At 68.4% G+C, this 17,508-nt stretch carries 15 protein-coding genes; 9 read left to right on the top strand and 6 right to left on the bottom strand.

The genetic code is table 11. The annotated features are described in order from the left end of the window. Window positions 1–49 precede the first annotated feature (49 nt). Window positions 50–817 (top strand): TetR/AcrR family transcriptional regulator, encoded by a 768-nt coding sequence (locus J9611_RS16730; protein WP_211881752.1) that lies wholly within the window; start codon window positions 50–52, stop codon window positions 815–817. Continuing rightward, a complete protein-coding gene (locus tag J9611_RS16735; RefSeq protein WP_211881754.1) occupies window positions 814–2,955 on the top strand; it encodes an acyl-CoA dehydrogenase family protein in 2,142 nt (713 codons plus the stop codon). The genes J9611_RS16730 and J9611_RS16735 overlap by 4 nt, the downstream gene beginning before the upstream one ends. Window positions 2,956–2,959: 4 nt before the next feature. On the opposite strand, the gene glgA is transcribed toward J9611_RS16735, so the two are convergent. Then, window positions 2,960–4,168: a glycogen synthase gene (gene glgA / locus J9611_RS16740; protein ID WP_211881756.1), complete on the bottom strand. Its 1,209-nt coding sequence runs from the start codon at window positions 4,166–4,168 to the stop codon at window positions 2,960–2,962. A gap of 103 nt (window positions 4,169–4,271) precedes the next feature. Here glgA and glgC point away from each other — a divergent pair, with 103 nt between their 5' ends. From glgC to J9611_RS16760, 4 genes are all read left to right on the top strand, one after another. After that, window positions 4,272–5,684 carry a glucose-1-phosphate adenylyltransferase gene (gene glgC / locus J9611_RS16745; RefSeq protein ID WP_211881758.1) on the top strand — a complete coding sequence of 471 codons (1,413 nt, stop codon included), beginning with the start codon at window positions 4,272–4,274 and terminating at the stop codon, window positions 5,682–5,684. Window positions 5,685–5,751: 67 nt separating this feature from the next. After that, the gene (locus J9611_RS16750; protein WP_211881760.1) at window positions 5,752–7,230 is read left to right on the top strand and encodes an SDR family NAD(P)-dependent oxidoreductase; all 1,479 of its coding nucleotides are present in this window, start codon (window positions 5,752–5,754) and stop codon (window positions 7,228–7,230) included. Between the two features lie 84 nt (window positions 7,231–7,314). After that, window positions 7,315–7,800, top strand: coding sequence for a pyridoxamine 5'-phosphate oxidase family protein (locus J9611_RS16755; protein WP_211881762.1), 486 nt, complete (start codon window positions 7,315–7,317; stop codon window positions 7,798–7,800). Between the two features lie 122 nt (window positions 7,801–7,922). After that, the gene (locus J9611_RS16760; protein ID WP_211881764.1) at window positions 7,923–8,660 is read left to right on the top strand and encodes a response regulator; all 738 of its coding nucleotides are present in this window, start codon (window positions 7,923–7,925) and stop codon (window positions 8,658–8,660) included. 44 nt (window positions 8,661–8,704) lie between these two features. Here J9611_RS16760 and J9611_RS16765 read toward each other — a convergent pair whose 3' ends face one another. Then, window positions 8,705–10,402: a GAF domain-containing sensor histidine kinase gene (locus J9611_RS16765; RefSeq protein ID WP_372447808.1), complete on the bottom strand. Its 1,698-nt coding sequence runs from the start codon at window positions 10,400–10,402 to the stop codon at window positions 8,705–8,707. Between the two features lie 464 nt (window positions 10,403–10,866). Between J9611_RS16765 and J9611_RS16770 the strand changes: the two genes are divergently transcribed. Continuing rightward, window positions 10,867–11,283, top strand: a complete 417-nt coding sequence (locus J9611_RS16770; RefSeq protein ID WP_211881766.1) for an ester cyclase — start codon at window positions 10,867–10,869, stop codon at window positions 11,281–11,283. Continuing rightward, complete coding sequence (locus J9611_RS16775; RefSeq protein ID WP_211881768.1) at window positions 11,280–11,765, top strand: hypothetical protein; 486 nt, start codon at window positions 11,280–11,282, stop codon at window positions 11,763–11,765. Before J9611_RS16770 ends, J9611_RS16775 begins: the two co-directional genes overlap by 4 nt. Window positions 11,766–12,021: 256 nt before the next feature. Here the strand turns inward: J9611_RS16775 and J9611_RS16780 are convergent, their stop codons facing one another. After that, window positions 12,022–12,708 (bottom strand): haloacid dehalogenase type II, encoded by a 687-nt coding sequence (locus J9611_RS16780; protein WP_211881769.1) that lies wholly within the window; start codon window positions 12,706–12,708, stop codon window positions 12,022–12,024. Window positions 12,709–13,225: 517 nt separating this feature from the next. On the opposite strand from J9611_RS16780, the gene J9611_RS16785 reads away from it, so the two are divergent. Beyond that, complete coding sequence (locus tag J9611_RS16785) at window positions 13,226–13,717, top strand: pyridoxamine 5'-phosphate oxidase family protein (protein ID WP_211881770.1); 492 nt, start codon at window positions 13,226–13,228, stop codon at window positions 13,715–13,717. Window positions 13,718–13,795: 78 nt separating this feature from the next. Here the strand turns inward: J9611_RS16785 and J9611_RS16790 are convergent, their stop codons facing one another. The 3 genes from J9611_RS16790 to J9611_RS16800 all read right to left on the bottom strand — a co-directional run bounded on the left by J9611_RS16790 (window position 13,796) and on the right by J9611_RS16800 (window position 17,235). Next, on the bottom strand, window positions 13,796–14,647 hold the full coding sequence (locus J9611_RS16790) for a transglutaminase family protein (protein ID WP_211881771.1): 852 nt from the start codon (window positions 14,645–14,647) through the stop codon (window positions 13,796–13,798). Next, window positions 14,644–15,570 carry an alpha-E domain-containing protein gene (locus J9611_RS16795; protein ID WP_211881772.1) on the bottom strand — a complete coding sequence of 309 codons (927 nt, stop codon included), beginning with the start codon at window positions 15,568–15,570 and terminating at the stop codon, window positions 14,644–14,646. The genes J9611_RS16790 and J9611_RS16795 overlap by 4 nt, the downstream gene beginning before the upstream one ends. Window positions 15,571–15,678: 108 nt before the next feature. Beyond that, a complete protein-coding gene (locus J9611_RS16800; RefSeq protein ID WP_211881773.1) occupies window positions 15,679–17,235 on the bottom strand; it encodes a circularly permuted type 2 ATP-grasp protein in 1,557 nt (518 codons plus the stop codon). Window positions 17,236–17,508: the final 273 nt, after the last annotated feature.

The following is a 17,508-nucleotide window of genomic DNA, read 5'->3' on the forward strand; positions in this document are numbered from 1 at the left end:
TGATCAAAGCGGGTTACCGATACCCAGCGTAGCTGATACGCTCGGTATCGTGAACAATCCACCCACCGGCCCATCCGGTTCCGTCGCGTCCCCTGCCGGCGCGCCGGGCGGCGGCGCCGTCGACGGCCGGGACTCCCGCTGGCAGGCCCATCGTGCGGAGCGGCGGCGGGAACTCATCAAGGCCGCCCGCAAGGCGGTGCATGCGCTCGGCAGTGACGCGTCCATGGAGGACATCGCCGCCGCGGCCGGAACCTCCAAGTCCGTGTTTTACCGCTACTTCGGCGACAAGGCCGGGCTCCAGCAGGCGGTGGGGGAAGTAGTGCTGAACCAGATGCAACGCCGCATCCAGGAGGCAGCCCAGGCGGCCCAGACCCCCCGCGAGGGACTGTTCGCCATGGTGTCCGCGTACCTGCAGATGGCCGGGACCAGCCCGAACGTTTACGCCTTCGTCACGCGCTACTCCGGCGAGCCGGAAAGCCCCGGCGAGCCCGGCGGCACAGGTGGCAGCGGCGGCACCGTGGCCACGGCCGGGGCCCTCGGGCACTTTTTTGCGGCCATCAGCGACATGATTGCCCGCCCCATGCGCAGCCACCTCGGCGCCGGTCCCGGCAAGGAGGCGGTGATCGGCTATTGGCCCAACGCCGCGATCGGGCTGGTCCGGAACGCGGGCGAACAGTGGCTCGCCAGCCCGGCCTCGGCGGACAAGCCCGACCAGGCAGCCATGGCCCGCCAGATCACCGACTGGCTCTGCTTCGGGATTGCCCCCGAGCTCAGGAACGCGCCCCTACTGTCCGAACCAACGAAGGAAACGACATGACTGAACTAGCGGACCGCGCCGCGGGCCCCACCAGGACGACAGCAGCCCCGGCGCCGTCAGCGGCGCAGGCCCCGTCCGCCGCACCCGCAGGTGCGGTACAGCCCGCCGTCGATGTGGCCGCGCTCGGCGAGCAGCTGCTGGGCCGGTGGGCAGAGATCCGCCGGCACGCCCGGGCCCTGGCCGCCCGCCCGGAACTGCACAAGATCGAGGGCCTGACCCACACGGAGCACCGCACCCGCACCTTCGGCCAGCTCAAGGTCCTGGTGGAGAACGACGCCGTCCACCGCGCCTTCCCGGCCTCCGTCGGGGGCTCGGACGACCACGGCGGCAACGTGGCTGGTTTCCAGGAGCTGGTCATCGCGGACCCCTCGCTGCAGATCAAGGCGGGCGTCCAGTGGGGCCTGTTCGGCTCGGCCGTGAACCACCTCGGCACCGAGGAGCACCACACCAGGTGGCTGCCGGGGATCATGAGCCTGGACATTCCGGGCTGCTTCGCCATGACGGAGACCGGACACGGCTCGGACGTGGGCAGCATTGCCACGACCGCCACCTATGACCCGGCCACCGGGGAATTCGTCGTGCACACCCCGTACCGCGCCGCGTGGAAGGACTACATCGGCAACGCCGCCGCCGACGGCCTCGCCGCCGTCGTCTTCGCCCAGCTCGTCACCCGGGGCGTCAACCACGGTGTCCATGCCTTCTACCTGGACCTGCGCGACCCGGAAACCAGGGAATTCCTGCCCGGCGTCGGCGGCGAGGACGACGGCGTCAAGGGCGGTCTGAACGGCATCGACAACGGCCGGCTGCACTTCACCAACGTCCGGATCCCCCGCACGAACCTGCTCAACCGCTACGGCAACGTGGCCGCCGACGGGACCTACAGCTCCCCCATCGACAGCCCGGGCCGCCGCTTCTTCACGATGCTGGGCACCCTCGTCCAGGGCCGGGTATCCCTCGACGGCGCCGCCGTGACGGCGTCGAAGCTGGCCCTGAAGACCGCCATCCAGTACGCCACCGAGCGGCGGCAGTTCAGCGCCTCCTCCCGGACCGAGGAAGAGGTGCTGCTGGACTACCAGCGCCACCAGCGCCGGCTGTTCACCCGGCTGGCCACCACCTACGCGGCAAGCTTCGCCAGCGAGCAGCTGCTGCAGAAGTTCGACGACGTCTTCTCCGGCCGGCACGACACCGACGCGGACCGGCAGGATCTCGAGACCCTGGCCGCGGCCCTCAAGCCGCTCAGCACCTGGCACGCGCTGGACACCCTGCAGGAATGCCGCGAGGCCTGCGGCGGCGCCGGCTTCCTGATCGAGAACCGCTTCGCCTCGCTGCGCGCGGACCTCGACGTCTACGCCACCTTCGAAGGCGACAACACGGTCCTGCTGCAGCTCGTCGCCAAGCGCCTTCTGGCCGACTACGCCAAGGAATTCCGCAACGTCAACTTCGGCGTACTGGCCCGCTACGTGGTCGGCCAGGCCACCGGGGCGGCCATCCACCGCACCGGCCTGCGCGGCGTCGCGCAGTTCGTGGCCGACTCCGGGTTGGCGCAGAAGGCCGCCCTTGCCATCCGTGACGAAGCCAGCCAGCGCGCCCTGCTGACCGACCGTGTCCAGACCATGGTCGCCGAGGCAGGTTCAGCCCTCAGGGGCGCCGGCAGGCTGCCGCAGGACAAGGGCGCCGCCCTGTTCAACAGCCACCAGAACGAACTCATCGAAGCCGCGCAGGCGCACGCCGAGCTGCTGCAGTGGGAGGCCTTCACCGAGGCCCTCGGCAAGGTCGCAGACCCGGGCACCAGGGTGGTCCTGACCTGGCTGCGCGACCTCTTCGGGCTGTCCCTGATCGAGAAGAACCTGTCCTGGTACCTCATGAACGGCCGGCTTTCCATGCAGCGCGGACGCACTGTGGGCCGGTACATCAACAGGCTCCTGGCCAAGATCCGGCCGCACGCCCTCGATCTGGTGGACGCCTTCGGCTACGGGCCGGAACATCTCCGGGCCGAAATCGCCACCGGCGCCGAAAAGGCCCGCCAGGACGAGGCCCGGGACTACGTCCGCACCCGGCGCGCGAGCGGGCAGGCCCCCGTGGACGAGAAGAACCTGCCGGCCCGCACCGCGCCGGAACAGAAGGCGCCCCGGGGCTGAGCGGTCAGGAAACGCCCGGGGGCAGGACGGAGCGGTAGACCTCGAGGGTGGTTTCCGTGATGGATTCCCAGGAGAAGTGCTCCTCGGCCCGGCGCCGGCCGGCCTGGCCCATGGCGCGCGCCCGGGCGGGATCGGACACCACCTCGGTCAGGGCGGCGGCGAACTCGGTGACGAACTTCTCCGGATCCAGCGGCGTGCCGGTCCCGTCGGTGACCTGCTCGATCTGCACCAGCAGCCCGGTCTCTCCGTGCTGGACGACTTCCGGGATCCCGCCGGTGGCGCTGGCCACGACGGCGGCGCCGCAGGCCATCGCCTCGAGGTTGACGATGCCGAGCGGCTCGTAGATGGACGGGCAGGCGAAGGCCGTCGCGTGGCTGAGCACCTGGACGAGTTCGTCGCGCGGCAGCATCCGTTCGACCACGACGACGCCGCTGCGCTGGCCCTGCAGCTCCTCGATCAGCCGTGAAGTCTCCGCCGCCAGCTCCGGGGTGTCCGCGGCGCCAAGGCAGAGCACCAGCTGCACGTCCGCCGGCAGCTTGGCGGCGGCACGCAGCAGGTAGGGGACGCCCTTCTGGCGGGTGTTGCGGCCGACGAAGACGACGCTGGGCCGCTCCGGGTCGATCCCGAGGGCACGGACGGCGTCCTCGCCCTCGTCCCGGTTCCAGAGGCTCACGTCAATGCCGTTGTGGACCACCTTGACCTTGGCCGGGTCAACGTCCGGGTAGCTGCGCAGGATGTCCTGGCGCATGCCTTCGGAGACGGCGATGATGGCCGCGGCGGCCTCGTACGCGGTCTTTTCAACCCAGGAGGACAGGGCGTAGCCGCCACCGAGCTGCTCGGCCTTCCACGGACGCAGCGGCTCCAGGCTGTGGGCGCTGAGCACATGGGGAATCCCGTGCAGCAGTGAGGCGAGGTGCCCGGCCATGTTCGCGTACCAGGTGTGCGAATGCACAAGGTCGGCACCGGCAATGTCCGGGACGATCCGCAAATCCACCCCCAGGGTCTGGACGGCGGCGTTCGCCCCGCCCAGATCCCCGGGCACCGCGTAGGACGTGACCGTCGCCCCGTGGTACCCGGGCTCACGGGGCGCGCCGAAGGCGCGCACCTGCAGGTCCACATGCTGGGCCAGCACCCTGCTCAGTTCGGCCACATGGACCCCGGCTCCGCCATAGATTTCAGGCGGGAATTCTTTCGTCACTATGTCTATACGCACAAACCCCAAGGTAGTCGTTACGGTGGAACTGATCTAGTGTGAAGACGTTCGGGCGTGCCGGACTGTTTGGGGAGCTACAAAGGCGTTTCAGGAGCGATCACTTATGCCGCATCAAAAAAAGGTTTTGGCCATTGTCCTCGCAGGTGGGGAGGGAAACCGGCTGATGCCGTTGACGGCGGACCGGGCCAAGCCCGGCGTGCCGTTTGCCGGAAGTTACCGGCTCATAGACTTTGCGTTATCCAACCTGGTCAATTCCCGGTATCTGCAGATCGTGGTCCTGACGCAGTACAAGTCGCACAGCCTGGACCGGCATATCTCCGAAACCTGGCGGATGTCCACGCAGCTGGGCAACTACGTGGCCTCCGTCCCGGCGCAGCAGCGCGTGGGCAAGAGCTGGTTCCTCGGCAGTGCCAACGCCATCTACCAGTCCCTGAACCTCATCCACGACGCCAACCCGGACATCGTCGTGGTCGTCGGCGCGGACCACGTCTACCGCATGGACTTCGCACAAATGGTGGCCCAGCATGTGGCCAGCGGCGCCAAGGCGACGGTCGCCGCCGTCCGCCAGCCCCTGCACATGGCCGACCAGTTCGGTGTCATCGAGGTGGACCAGGACAATCCGCAGAAGATCGCGGCGTTCGTGGAAAAGCCTTCCTCGACCCCCGGGCTGGCCGCGGACCCCAGCCAGTTCCTGGCCTCCATGGGCAACTACGTGTTCGACGCCGATGCGCTGGTCGAGGCGCTGCACGTCGACGCCGAACGGCTGGACACCAAGCACGACATGGGCGGGGACATCATTCCCTACTTCGTCGACCAGGGCGAGGCCGGCGTCTACGACTTCACGCTGAACGAAATCCCCGGCTCCACAGAGCGGGACCGTACCTACTGGCGCGACGTAGGCACCATCGATTCCTTCTACGACGCCCACATGGACCTCATCTCCCCCGTGCCGGTGTTCAACCTGTACAACTCGGAGTGGCCCATCTACACGCGGCAGAGCATCTCCCCGCCGGCCAAATTCGTCCGCGGGAAGGGGAACACCGTGGGTACGGCACTGGATTCGATCGTGGCCAGCGGCGTCGTGGTTTCCGGCGGCATCGTCGAAGGTTCCGTTCTCTCCAACGACGTGTACATCGGCACGTTCAGCCGGGTGCTCGACTCGGTCCTGATGGACAAGGTCAACGTCGGCGAGGGCGCCGTCGTCAAGCGCGCCATCATCGACAAGAACGTGAAGATTCCTGCCGGCGCGGCCATCGGCCTGGACCCGGAACTGGACCGGGCCCGCGGCTTCAAGGTCACCGACTCCGGCATCACCGTCCTGGCCAAGGGCCAGGCAGTGCCCGAGCCCGGCGACGCGGAGCGTGCCCTCTCGGCGGCCAACCTGCACCTCGTGCCGGATGCCGTCAGGGCGGCCACGGAGAACTGGCCCGAGCTGCGCGCGCCAGCGGCGAAGGTCGGCGAGGGCCACGCCGCAGCCATGGGCGTGGACGTTCCGGCGGACAGCCCCACGGCCTGACAGGCATCGCGGAGGGCAGGGAGCCCGGCGTCGGACCGGGCTTCCTGCAGGCTGTAAAATTGGGGCAATGAGCTCCCCCGATCTGCCTTCCGACCTGACCCCTGCTGGATTAACCGCAGCGGACATCCAGGCCTGCCTCAAGGTCCTGGACAGCATCCATGCCTACGACGAGGAACACCCGGACTACGTCTCGGTGCGCCGTGCCACGGGCAAGATGTTCAAGGCCGTGAAGCGGCACCGGCGGGTCACCAAGAGGGATCTGATCGCCGAATCGGACCGTGCCGTGATCTCGCAGACCGCGACGGCGGCGCCCGACAGGATCGATGACGAGACCCGCGGCAACAAACTGGCCCCGTCCGCGACCGGCGAGATCGCCGGACACCTCATCAGGTCCCGGCCCTGCTACGTCTGCAAGCAGCACTTCACCCAGGTGGACGCCTTCTACCACCAGCTCTGCCCCGAGTGCGCGGCCTTCAGCCACAGCAAGCGGGACGCCCGCACCGACCTGACCGGACGCCGGGCACTGCTGACCGGCGGCCGGGCGAAGATCGGCATGTACATCGCGCTCCGGCTCCTCCGCGACGGCGCCCACACCACCATCACCACCCGCTTCCCCAAGGACGCCGCCCGGCGCTTCGCCGCCATGGAGGACAGCGGCGAGTGGCTGCACCGGTTGCGGATTGTGGGCATCGACCTGCGCGACCCGTCCCAGGTCATGGCCCTGACGGACTCGTTGGATGCCGCAGGGCCGCTGGACATCATCATCAACAACGCCGCCCAGACCGTCCGCCGCTCCGGCAACGCCTACAAGCCCCTCGTCGACGCCGAGGACGAGCCACTGCCCGCGGCGCTCCAGGCGGCCAACGGTGGCCCTGAACTCGTCACCTTCGGCCACGCCCACGACAAGCACCCGCTGGCCCTGGCCAGCACGGTCCTGGAACACCCCGTCCTCGCCGGGGACACCGTCAGTGCGCTCGCCCTGTCCCCCGGCTCCGCCTCGCTGGAACGCATCGCCGCCGGCACCGCCATCGACGCCGGCGGCCTGGTTCCGGACCTTGCCGCCATCAACAGCTGGACGCAGGTGGTGGACGAGGTGGACCCCCTCGAGATGCTGGAGGTCCAGCTGTGCAACGTGACCGCGCCGTTCCTGCTGGTCAGCCGGCTGCGCGGGGCCATGAAGCGTTCCACCGCCAGGCGCAAGTACATCGTGAACGTGAGCGCCATGGAGGGCCAGTTCTCCCGGGCCTACAAGGGCCCCGGGCACCCGCACACCAACATGGCCAAGGCCGCGCTCAACATGATGACCCGGACCAGCGCGCAGGAGATGCTGGACGCCGACGGGATCCTGATGACCGCCGTCGACACCGGCTGGATCACCGACGAACGCCCGCACTACACCAAGGTCCGCCTGATGGAGGAAGGCTTCCACGCGCCGCTGGACCTCGTCGACGGTGCCGCCCGGGTCTACGACCCGATCGTCATGGGCGAGGCCGGCGAGGACCAGTACGGCGTCTTCCTCAAGGACTACAGGCCCAGCCCCTGGTAGGTACCGCGCTGCTGTCACCCTCCGGCAGGGGCAAGGGCCCAATGGCCCTGATGCGGGCCGTTCAGGGTGCTAACGTGGGTTCACATGACTACAGAGACGACGCCATTGCCGGATCAGACGCCGGCGGATGACCGGCTGTCCATCGACGAGTGCTGGGAACTGCTGGATAGGGAAGTCGTCGGCCGGCTTGCGCTCATCGTCGATGGCCATCCGGAAATTTTCCCCGTCAATTTCGTGCTGGAGCGCCGTTCGATCGTGTTCCGCACCGCGGGCGGCACCAAGCTGTGGGGTGCGATGACGTCCAAACCCGCCGCCTTCGAAATCGACGGCTATGACGCCCGCGAACAGCGGGCGTGGAGTGTGGTTGCCCGCGGCGAGGCCCAGCTCATGGAAAGCCAGGCGGAAAAGGAGGCGGCGGACGCCCGGCTCCTGGAGCCGTGGCAGCCAGGCGACAAGAATTTCTACGTGCGCCTGGCCCCGAAGGCATTGACCGGACGCCGTTTCACCGTGACCAGGCCGGATCTCTGGAACACGCGCCTCGCGGATCCGCGCCGGGCCTCCTTTGAATAGGGACTGAACAGCCGCGCAGGCCCGCGTCGGGTCCTAGGACCCTTGTACCGGGCGGGGGTGTGCAGAAGAATGGCAGGGCAGCACACCATACGAGGCAGCGCCAGCGGCCGGACGGGAGAAACATGATTGCCTGGGCAGACGCAGGCCGCTCTGCACCCGACGGCATTCCGGCGCTCCTCCGCGTCTTCATTCTCGATGACCATGAACTCGTCCGGCGCGGGCTGCAGGAACTCCTCGAGGGCGAGGGGTTCGTGGTGGTGGGCAGCTCCGGATCCGCGGTGGAGGCGACCCGCCGGATCCCGGCCCTGCATCCGGATGTCTGCGTGCTGGACGCCCGGCTCCCGGACGGGACCGGGATCGAAGTCTGCCGGGACGTGCGCTCCGTGGATCCGCTGCTGAACTGCATCATTCTCACCAGCTTCGACGACGAACAGGCCCTGCGCGGCGCGGTGCTGGCCGGAGCCTGTGGCTACGTCCTGAAGGAGATCGGCGGCACGGACCTGATCGGCGCGCTCCGGCGCGCTGCGGCGGGAGAATCCCTATTCGAGGAGGGCGTCGCTGCGGGCATCGTCGAGAGCCTGGTGGAAGCCGAAGAGGTGGATCCGCGCACCACGTCGCTGACCCCACAGGAACGCCGGGTGCTCGTGCTCGTGGGCGGGGGGCTCACCAACCGGCAGATTGCCGCCGAGATGTTCCTCGCCGAGAAAACCGTGAAGAACTATGTCTCGTCGCTGCTGGCCAAGCTCGGCTTCGAGCGGCGCACCCAGGCGGCGGTCTTCATCGCCAGCCCGGCGGCACCGGCGCTGCCCGCGGCCGCCAGCACAAGCGTCGAAAGCGGGCGGCCGCACAGGGTCCGCTAGAAAATCCGTCCGCTGGCAACTCCCGCCCCTGCAAGGTCGCGTCGCTAGAGCGGAACGGACCACTCGAGGCTGGTGCCGGCGTCGGGCTGGCTGGTGATGGTGCACTCGCCATCGAGCATCCGCGCCCGGTCCTCGAGGTTCGCCAGGCCGTTGCGCTTATCCGGCTCCGTGAAGCCGGAGCCGTTGTCCGTGATGACCACGCTCACGTGGCCCTTGATCACGGCCACCGAGACGGAGATGGAGTCGGCGCCCGAATGCCGGATGGCGTTGCTGAGCCCCTCGGACACCACGGCCACCACATTGTCGGCCTTGTCCGGAGTGACAGCGTCCACCGGGCCTGTGATGGTCAGCCGCGGCGTGAACGGCATGGATTTTGCGGAGCTGCGGGTCACGCGCCGGATCCGGCCGCTGAGCAGTTCGGTTTCGCCGCTGCTGCTCTTGAGCGAGTAGATGGTATCCCGCAGGCTCCGGATCGCTTCGTCGAGCTCGCCCGTGATGAGGCGGATGCGCTCGAACGCCAGTTCGTCCTTGGTGAAGCGGGTCAGGCTCTGCACGCTCAGCCCGGCCGCGAACAGCCGCTGGATGACGAGGTCGTGCAGGTCCCGCGCGATCCGGTCCCGGTCCGTGAAGACGAGCAGCTCTTCGCGCAGCCTGTGCACCCGGGCCAGCTCCAGGGCGAGGGCCACATGGGAGCCGAACACGGCGCCCATCTCGATGTCGGTGCGGGCGTAGCGGACGGAGCCGTGGTCACGGACCAGCAGCAGGAGGCCGTGATGGGCTCCCTGGGTGCTCAGCGCCACTGCCAGGAGCGGCCCGCTGCCGCCGTCGGGTCCCGAAAAAAGTACCGAAGCGTCCTCGAAGAGAACAGGCTCACCGCCGGCCAGGACGTCCTGGAGATCGGGCAGGTCCAGGACCAGGGACCTGCCGGAGAACAGCTTGCCGCGCTCGCCGGCGGCTCCCGCGACGATGTACCCGGGGCCCGTGACGGAGGGTGCAACGATCAGCGCCAGCGCGGACTCGGACTCCTGCAGCGCCCGGCCGGCGATGGGGTCCAGGCCGCCCGAGGTGTAGTCGCGGGCGCTGCTGAGCATCAGCCCGGAGACGTCCATGCAGGCTTCCAGCCACCGGGCGCGCCGCCGCGCGTCGTCATAGAGGCGGGCGTTTTCGATCGCGACGCCGGCCGCAGCCGCCAACGCTACCGCCAGGCCCTCGTCCTCATCGGTGAAATCGCGGCCATCATCCTTCTCCGTCAGGTACAGGATTCCAAAGACCACCTCCCGGACGCGGATGGGGACTCCGAGGAAGGACCGCATGGGCGGGTGGCGGGCGGGAAAGCCGTTGGCCTCCGGATGCTCGCGCAGGTCGCGCAGCCGCAGCGGCCGGGGATCCGTGATCAGCAGGCCCAGCACCCCGTGTCCGGTGGGCAACGGGCCGATCTCGCATTCCAGCTCGCCGTCAATGCCGACGGTGATGAAGTGGCTCAGCGCGCGGTCATCGCCGATCACGCCCAGGGCACCGTACCCTGCATGCACCAGACGGCAGGCGGACTGGACCACGCGTTCGAGGACGGCGTCCAGGCTCAGGTCTTCCGCCACCGCCACCACGGCTTCCAGCAGGGCGCCCATGCGCTCCTTGGACTGAAGCAGGGCCTCGGCCCGGGAGACAAACCCCAACAGGTCCCGGTCAGTGCCGGGCTGCGGCCCGGTGGCGGGTAATTCCGGACTCTCATCCATTGAAATCATCTTCATGGCCCCAGTTCCTCACGACGTACATCCGCGCCGATGACGTGCTGCCACCATACCCCGGTCCCGCCGTCAGCACCCTGGAAGCCGGAGCTCCATGCCATCCGGGCGTGGCCTGGTCCACTAGTACGAAAGTAAGGCTTGTCAGGCTGCGGCGGCCGGGGTGATAGTGACGTCGAAGCCGAAGCCGAGGCCGTTGAGTTATTTGATGGCGTTGTTCTGTTCTTGGCTTTGATCGGGTCCAGCCGGATGAAGTGGTCGCCCACCGCCGAACCCGCAGCGACCTGCCCGGCTACACGTCCACCCGTGCTGCCGGGCCCACCGGCTTGGAGTCCCGGACTCCGGCAGGCCCGGCCGGACCCGCTCCCACCTCCCTTGCTCCCGGGCAGTCCAGCGCGCACGATGACAGATGACAACAAGGACCGCTCCGCACGGACCGGCCTGACAACCACAACGGAGGATTCATGACCAGGGACGCCAATATCCACGCCCAGGATCGCTTCGGCGCCGCCGTGAACACCGGCAGACCCGATGACTTCGACGACGTCGTCGCGGCCGGCTGTGTCGACCACGACCCGGCACCCGGACAGGGGCCCGGCCCGCAGGGATTCAAGGACCTGTTCACAGGGTTGCGCTCTTCTTTTCCGGATCTGCACATCGACGTCGAACACCTCACAGCCACCGACGACGACGTCGCGTTCGCATACACGCTCACCGAGACACATCTGGGACCGCTGATGGGCCAACCGCCCACCGGCCGGAGCTTCACAATCCGGGGCATGCAGATCGGACGCTTCGAAGACGGCAAACTCGTCGAACGCTGGGGCAGCAGCGACCAGCTGGGCATGCTCACCCAACTCGGACTGGCCCCGCAGCCATGAAAATCGTCCGCGCACTGGCCGCCGGGGCCGCAGCCGGCGCCGCCGGGACCACAGCCCTGAACACCCTCACCTACCTGGACATGGTCTGGCGGGCCCGCCCCGCCAGCAGCACCCCCGAGGCCACCATCGAAAAACTGGCCGACGTCTCCGGCGTGAGGATCCCCGGCAACGAGGAAGAACGCACGAACCGGATAGCCGGCCTCGGCCCGCTGACCGGACTTGTCGTCGGCGCCGGCGTCGGCGCGGTCCTCGGGCTTGCCCGGGAGGCCGGATACCGGCCCGGACTCCTCGGTTCGTCACTGACCGCGGCGGCCGGCGCACTGATCGGCAGCAACGGCCCCATGACCGTTCTCGGAATTACCGATCCCCGCACCTGGTCTCCCGCGGACTGGGCCAGCGACATCATCCCGCACCTGGCCTACGGCATCGTGACAGGCGCCACGCTGCACGCACTCGATCCGGGCACTTCCCGCCGCCTCTGACCGGGCGCGTACGAGCAACACTACGGCTCCCCCATGTCCGCCGGGGGCGGAGATGCTGATGACGCCGGCGCAGGACTCATGAAACTTATGGTGCCGATGATCAACCGCACAATGAAGACAGAAGACGCACAGCCGACCAACCTCAAAACACTCTCGAATCGGCGTAGCGCAAGCAACCGGGGCCGTCCACGGGTGGGCCGGCCCATTCGACAAAGTCCCGGGCCAGCACCGTCAACAATGGCGTATTGCGCGCGGATTAAGGCATGGATATCCGCGCCAGAACCACGGCAAGGTCGCCGAGGGACTCCACGGTATGGTCCGGTCCCGTGAAGTGGGTCGGGTAGGCACCCCGGGCCCGGTTGATCCACGCGGTGGCAAGGCCGGCCCGGGCGGCGCCGTGAATATCCCACGGGTGGACCGCGACCAGCATCATCTGCCCCGGTTCCACCCCGCAGGCGGCGGCCGCGTACTCGTAGGATGCCCGGGCGGGTTTCCAGGCCGGAGCGTCTTCGACCGAGAGCAGGAGGTCGAACGCGTCACGGATCCCGGCCGGAGTGAACAGGGTTTCAGCAACCGTGGTAGACCCGTTGGTAAGGGTAATCAGCCGGTATCCGGCATTTTCGAGTGCCCGGACGCCCTCGGGTACGTCCGGGTGCAGCCCGAGTCCGGCCATGCCGGCCATGACGTGGTCCACCGCCTCGTCCAGGCCCCGATCCAGGGCCACCCCGCCGAGGAGCCCGCGCAGGACCTCGGCCCCGATGTCGGCGAACCGGCCGTTGTCTCCGGCCGCGGTGAGCGCGAACCCGTCCCTCAGCAGCGTGGCGAACCACAGCGAGGCCAGCGGCGGAGCGGCACCGACTTCGGCGAACCGTGCCCCCATGGGAGACATGTCGGAGAGCGTTTCATTAACGTCGAACACAATGACGGACGGCGGCGTAGGCATAGCTTCCCCTTGCAGGTAGGTGTTCCCGGCTATTTGTCCTTTAACGTGACACGGTCGTTGCTACACCCAAAGTCCGGATGCCGCAACGACCGGGAGAACCTAAGCCCGGTCGACTCAAGCCTCAACTGTGCGGTGGACGCGGGATGATGCGGCTACTGGCGCTCGAACATGTTGAGAATGTTGCCCTCGCTGTCCGTGAACCAGGCAGCCCCACCGGTGTCCTCGCGATGCCGTTCTCAGTCTTCAGGCCCGGAAAGTCCCGCAACAGGAGAGCAGGTTTTCCTCGTCCATGTTGTCCGCGGGCTCGAGTCCAATCACGTCCCGATAATCGAAGGCAACGGCACCACCTCGTAGCCCGTGCCGGATGCTCGCGGTGACATTCCGCGCGGGAACGTCGCTCTTGCCGCATGCGGCTGGCAGGTTCCCCGGACCTTCATCCGGGACTGATGGAGTTGGCACAGACACCTCATCTGGGTGCGCTGGCCCTGCGGAGCCGGAGCGGCGTAGGCTCGGTGCCATGAGCATTGATCCGAAGCACGGTGCACAAGACCAGCAGCCGCATGAGGTTGAAATCCTTGACCACCAGGAATGCTGGAGGCTGCTGCGCAGCGTCACGGTGGGCAGGCTGGCGGTCTGGGTTGACGATCATCCGGACATCTTCCCGGTCAACTACAAGGTGGACCACGGGACCCTCGTATTCCGCACCGCAGACGGCACCAAGCTGCAGGCCGCCACGGGCGATACCCCCGTCGCCGTGGAAGCGGACGGGGTGGACCCCGACGGCGGCGTCGCCTGGAGCGTCGTGGTCAAGGGCCAGGCCGCCGCGGTCCGGAACCAGCAGGAACTCCTGGACAGCGTGGGCCTCCTGCTGTTCCCGTGGCAGGGGGGCAAGAAGGAGCACTTCGTCCGGATCACCCCCGACATTGTCACCGGCCGGCGCTTCAAGGTGGTGCCGCCCCTGACCTGGTGGACGCCGCTGGATGACGCCACCCGTTCCGGACTCGAATAAGCCAGGACTTCCCCGACTGGCTCGCAGTCCTTGCCGTTTTCAGTGTTCAAAACGGCAACAATTGCGAGTTAGTTGGGCTCAGGCGAGGCGGGTGATTTCCACGCTCACGCTGAGGGCGGATCCGCCGCCGCCGGACAGGATGCCCTTGAGCGGCGGAACGTCGCGGTAGTCCCGGCCCCTCGCCACGGTGACATGGAAGTCGCCGGCGGGCTTGTGGTTGGTCGGGTCCCAGCTCCGCCATTCGCCGTCCCACCATTCCAGCCACGCGTGCGACTGCCCGGCCACCGTCTCGCCGAGTTCCGCCGTCGAACGCGGGTGGAGGTAGCCGGAAACGTAGCGGGACGGGATGCCGCAGCTGCGCAGCGCCCCGATCGCCAGATGGGCCAGGTCCTGGCACACGCCCTGGCGCTGGTTCCAGGCCTGCTCGGCGTTGGTGGTTACGCCCGTGGAGCCCGGCATATAGGTCATTTCGCCGCGCATCCAGTCAAAGACCGCCAGGGCGGCCTCATGCGGGTTCCGGTCCCCGACCACGCCCGGGATGATGCCCAGCACCTCGGCGCCCGGCCCGGTGAGCTGCGACTGGGGAATCCAGTCGCTGAACTGGCTCAGGGTCTCCGGAGCAGCCAGCACGTCCCAGCCCACGATGTCCGCCTCGGCCGGGATCCTCTCGACCCGGTGCACCTCGACGGTGGTGGTGGACAGCACCTCCAGGTGCTCATGCGGCATCTGCATGTCGAAGGCCGTCACCCGGGTGTCCCAGAAGTCCCGGTAGCTGCTGACCGCCGCCTGCGCGGGCGAGACCTTCATCGAGGATTCCAGCACCACCTGCTGGGGATCCGTCAGCGGCGTCATGCGGGCCTCGTTGTACGAGAGCGTCACGCGCTTGTTGTACTTGTAGGCCGTCCTGTGGATGATGCTCAGCCGGGTCATGAAACTTCTCCCACCCAGGCGAGTTCGTCGGCCTGATTGAAGTACTTACGGGAAATGGCGTCCGAGGCCTGCGAAACGGCTTTCTGCACCCGTTCCATGTGCTCCGGCAGTTCCGACATCAGGTCGTCGGTGCGGTGGAACTCCAGGAACGTCCGGGCCTGGCCGACGATCCGGCGGGCGTCGTTGATGAAGCCGACGCGCTGCGCCGACGGGTCCAGCTTGGCCAGGCATTCGTCGGCGTCGCGCAGGGCGTACACGATGGACCGCGGGAACAGCCGGTCCAGGAGCAGGAACTCGGCGGCGTGCTGGTCCCCGAAGGCGGCCCGCCGGGTGCGCAGGAAGGATTCGTAGGCGCCGGCGCAACGGAGCATGTTCACCCAGGACATGCCCGCGGAGAGCACATCGCGGGTGGAGAGCATGCGCGCCGTCATGTCGGCCCGTTCCAGGGACCGGCCCAGGACCAGGAAGAGCCAGCTTTCGTCGTGGCTGACGGTGGTGTCCGCGAGCCCGCTGACCATGGCCGTGCGTTCCAGCACCCAGTTGCAGAACCGGTAGGTCCCCACCACGTCCTTGCGGTGCTGGTTGAGCCCGTAATAGGTGGTGTTCAGGCTCTCCCAGAGCCCGGAGGACACCGTTTCCCGGGCGCGCCGGGCGTTTTCCCGGGCGGCGCCGAGGGAACCGGCGATGGAGGTGGCGCTGCCCTTGTCATACGCCAGGGCGTTCAGCAGCTCGGGGAGGCCGAAGTCCTCGCTTTGCGGGCGTGCGCCCATGACGGCGAGGAGCTCCTGGGCCACGCTGCGCTGCTCTTCCATGGGCAGGTGGTTGAGGCGTTCCAGGTGGACGTCCAGGATGCGGGCGGTGCCGTCGGCACGTTCCACATAACGGCCGATCCAGAAAAGGGACTCGGCAATACGGCTAAGCATTCGCGGTTACCTCCTGCGGGTCCGGGCTCTGTGGGGCTGGGCTCTGTGGGGCTGGCTCCCCCGGGGTCAAAAACCGGCGGGACAAGACGGTCAGCCGTGCGGTGCCGGTCACTGCTGCTGCTCCGCCTGGCGGTCGCGCCAGTTGCTCTCCACGGGCCAGACCGAGACCCGCTCGCGGACCGTGATGGCCTCCCGCGGCAGGGTTTCCACCGGCACCTGCGGGGAATCCGCGAGCACCCAGGTGTCCTTGGAACCGCCGCCCTGGCTGGAGTTCACGATCAGTGAGCCCTCCTTGAGCGCCACCCGGGTCAGGCCGCCGGGCAGGACCCAGACGTCGTCGCCGTCGTTCACGGCAAAGGGCCGGAGGTCCACGTGGCGGGGGCCGAACTTGTCGCCGCTGAGCGTCGGGACCGTGGACAGCTGCAGCACCGGCTGCGCGATCCAGCCGCGGGGGTCGGCAATGACGCGTTTGCGCAGCGCCTCCAGCTCCTCCCTGGACGCGTCCGGGCCGATCACGAGGCCCTTGCCGCCGGAGCCGTCCACCGGCTTGACCACGAGTTCATCCAGCCGGTCCAGCACATGTTCCCGGGCTTCCTTCTCCTCGAGCCGGAAGGTGTCCACGTTGGCGATGACGGGCTCCTCGCCCAGGTAGTACCGGATCAGCTCGGGCACGTAGCTGTAGACCAGCTTGTCGTCGGCGACGCCGTTGCCCACGGCGTTGGCGATGGTGACGCCGCCGGCGCGGGCGGCGTTGACCAGGCCAGGGCAGCCGAGCATGGAATCGGCGCGGAACTGCAGCGGGTCCAGGAACTCGTCGTCGATCCGCTTGTAGATGACATCGACGCGCTGTTCGCCGGCCGTGGTGCGCATGTAGACGCGGTTGCCGCGGCAGATGAGGTCCCGGCCCTCGACGAGCTCCACGCCCATCAGGCCGGCGAGGAGGGTGTGCTCGAAGTAGGCGCTGTTGAAGACACCGGGGGTCAGGACCACCACGGTGGGGTCGTCGACGCCGGAGGGCGCTGTCTTGCGCAGGGCGGACAGCAGCCGCCGGGGGTACTCTTCGACCGGCCGGATGAGCTGCTGGCCGAACGCCTCGGGCAGTCCCTTGGCCATGGCCCGGCGGTTCTCCAGGACGTAGCTGACGCCGGAGGGGACCCGGACGTTGTCCTCCAGCACCCGGAAGGTGCCCGCGGCGTCCCGGACGACGTCGATCCCGGAGACATGGACCCGGACGCCGCCGGCGGGCTCGAAGCCGTGCACCTGGCGGTGGAAGTGGGCGCTGGTGGTGACGAGCTGGCGCGGGATGACGCCGTCTGAGACCACCGTCATCTTGTCGTAGACGTCGTTGAGGAACGCCTCGAGCGCACGGACCCGCTGGGCCACCCCCTTCTCCAGGACTGTCCATTCGTGCGCCGGAATCACCCGGGGCACGATGTCCAGCGGGAACGGGCGTTCCTCCCCCGCGAAGTCGAAGGTGACGCCGCGGTCCAGGAAGGTCCGCGCCATGGAGTCTGCGCGGGCGGTCACATCGGCGAGCGAGAGTTCACGAAGGGCCCCGGCAAGCTGCCCGTAGGACTCCCGGGCCTGTTGCCCCGGGGTGAACATCTCGTCGTAGGCGCCGGTGCGGCCGGCGGCCTCCGAGTAATCCTGGAAAAGGTCAGACATGGCCACTAGCCAACCATCTTTTTGTTTCTAAATCATTTCGAGGGACCGGCGGCGCCATCCCGGCGGGTGCGCGTGCCGCGCCGGTGACGCGGCGTTTCGGTTTTCGCGTGCGCGTGCGGCAAAGTGGGCAGGTGCCCCCGTTCCGTCCGAAACCCGCAGGAGCGCCCAGGCCCGGCGCCCCGCGCCTGAGGCTGGCCGCCGCGCGCCTGCTGGCCGCCGCGCGCCTGCTGGCCGCCGCGCGCCTGCTGGCCGACGCCCCGGGCCTGCTGGCCG

It is taken from the genome of Pseudarthrobacter albicanus (assembly GCF_018224015.1).
Lineage (GTDB): Bacteria > Actinomycetota > Actinomycetes > Actinomycetales > Micrococcaceae > Arthrobacter > Arthrobacter albicanus.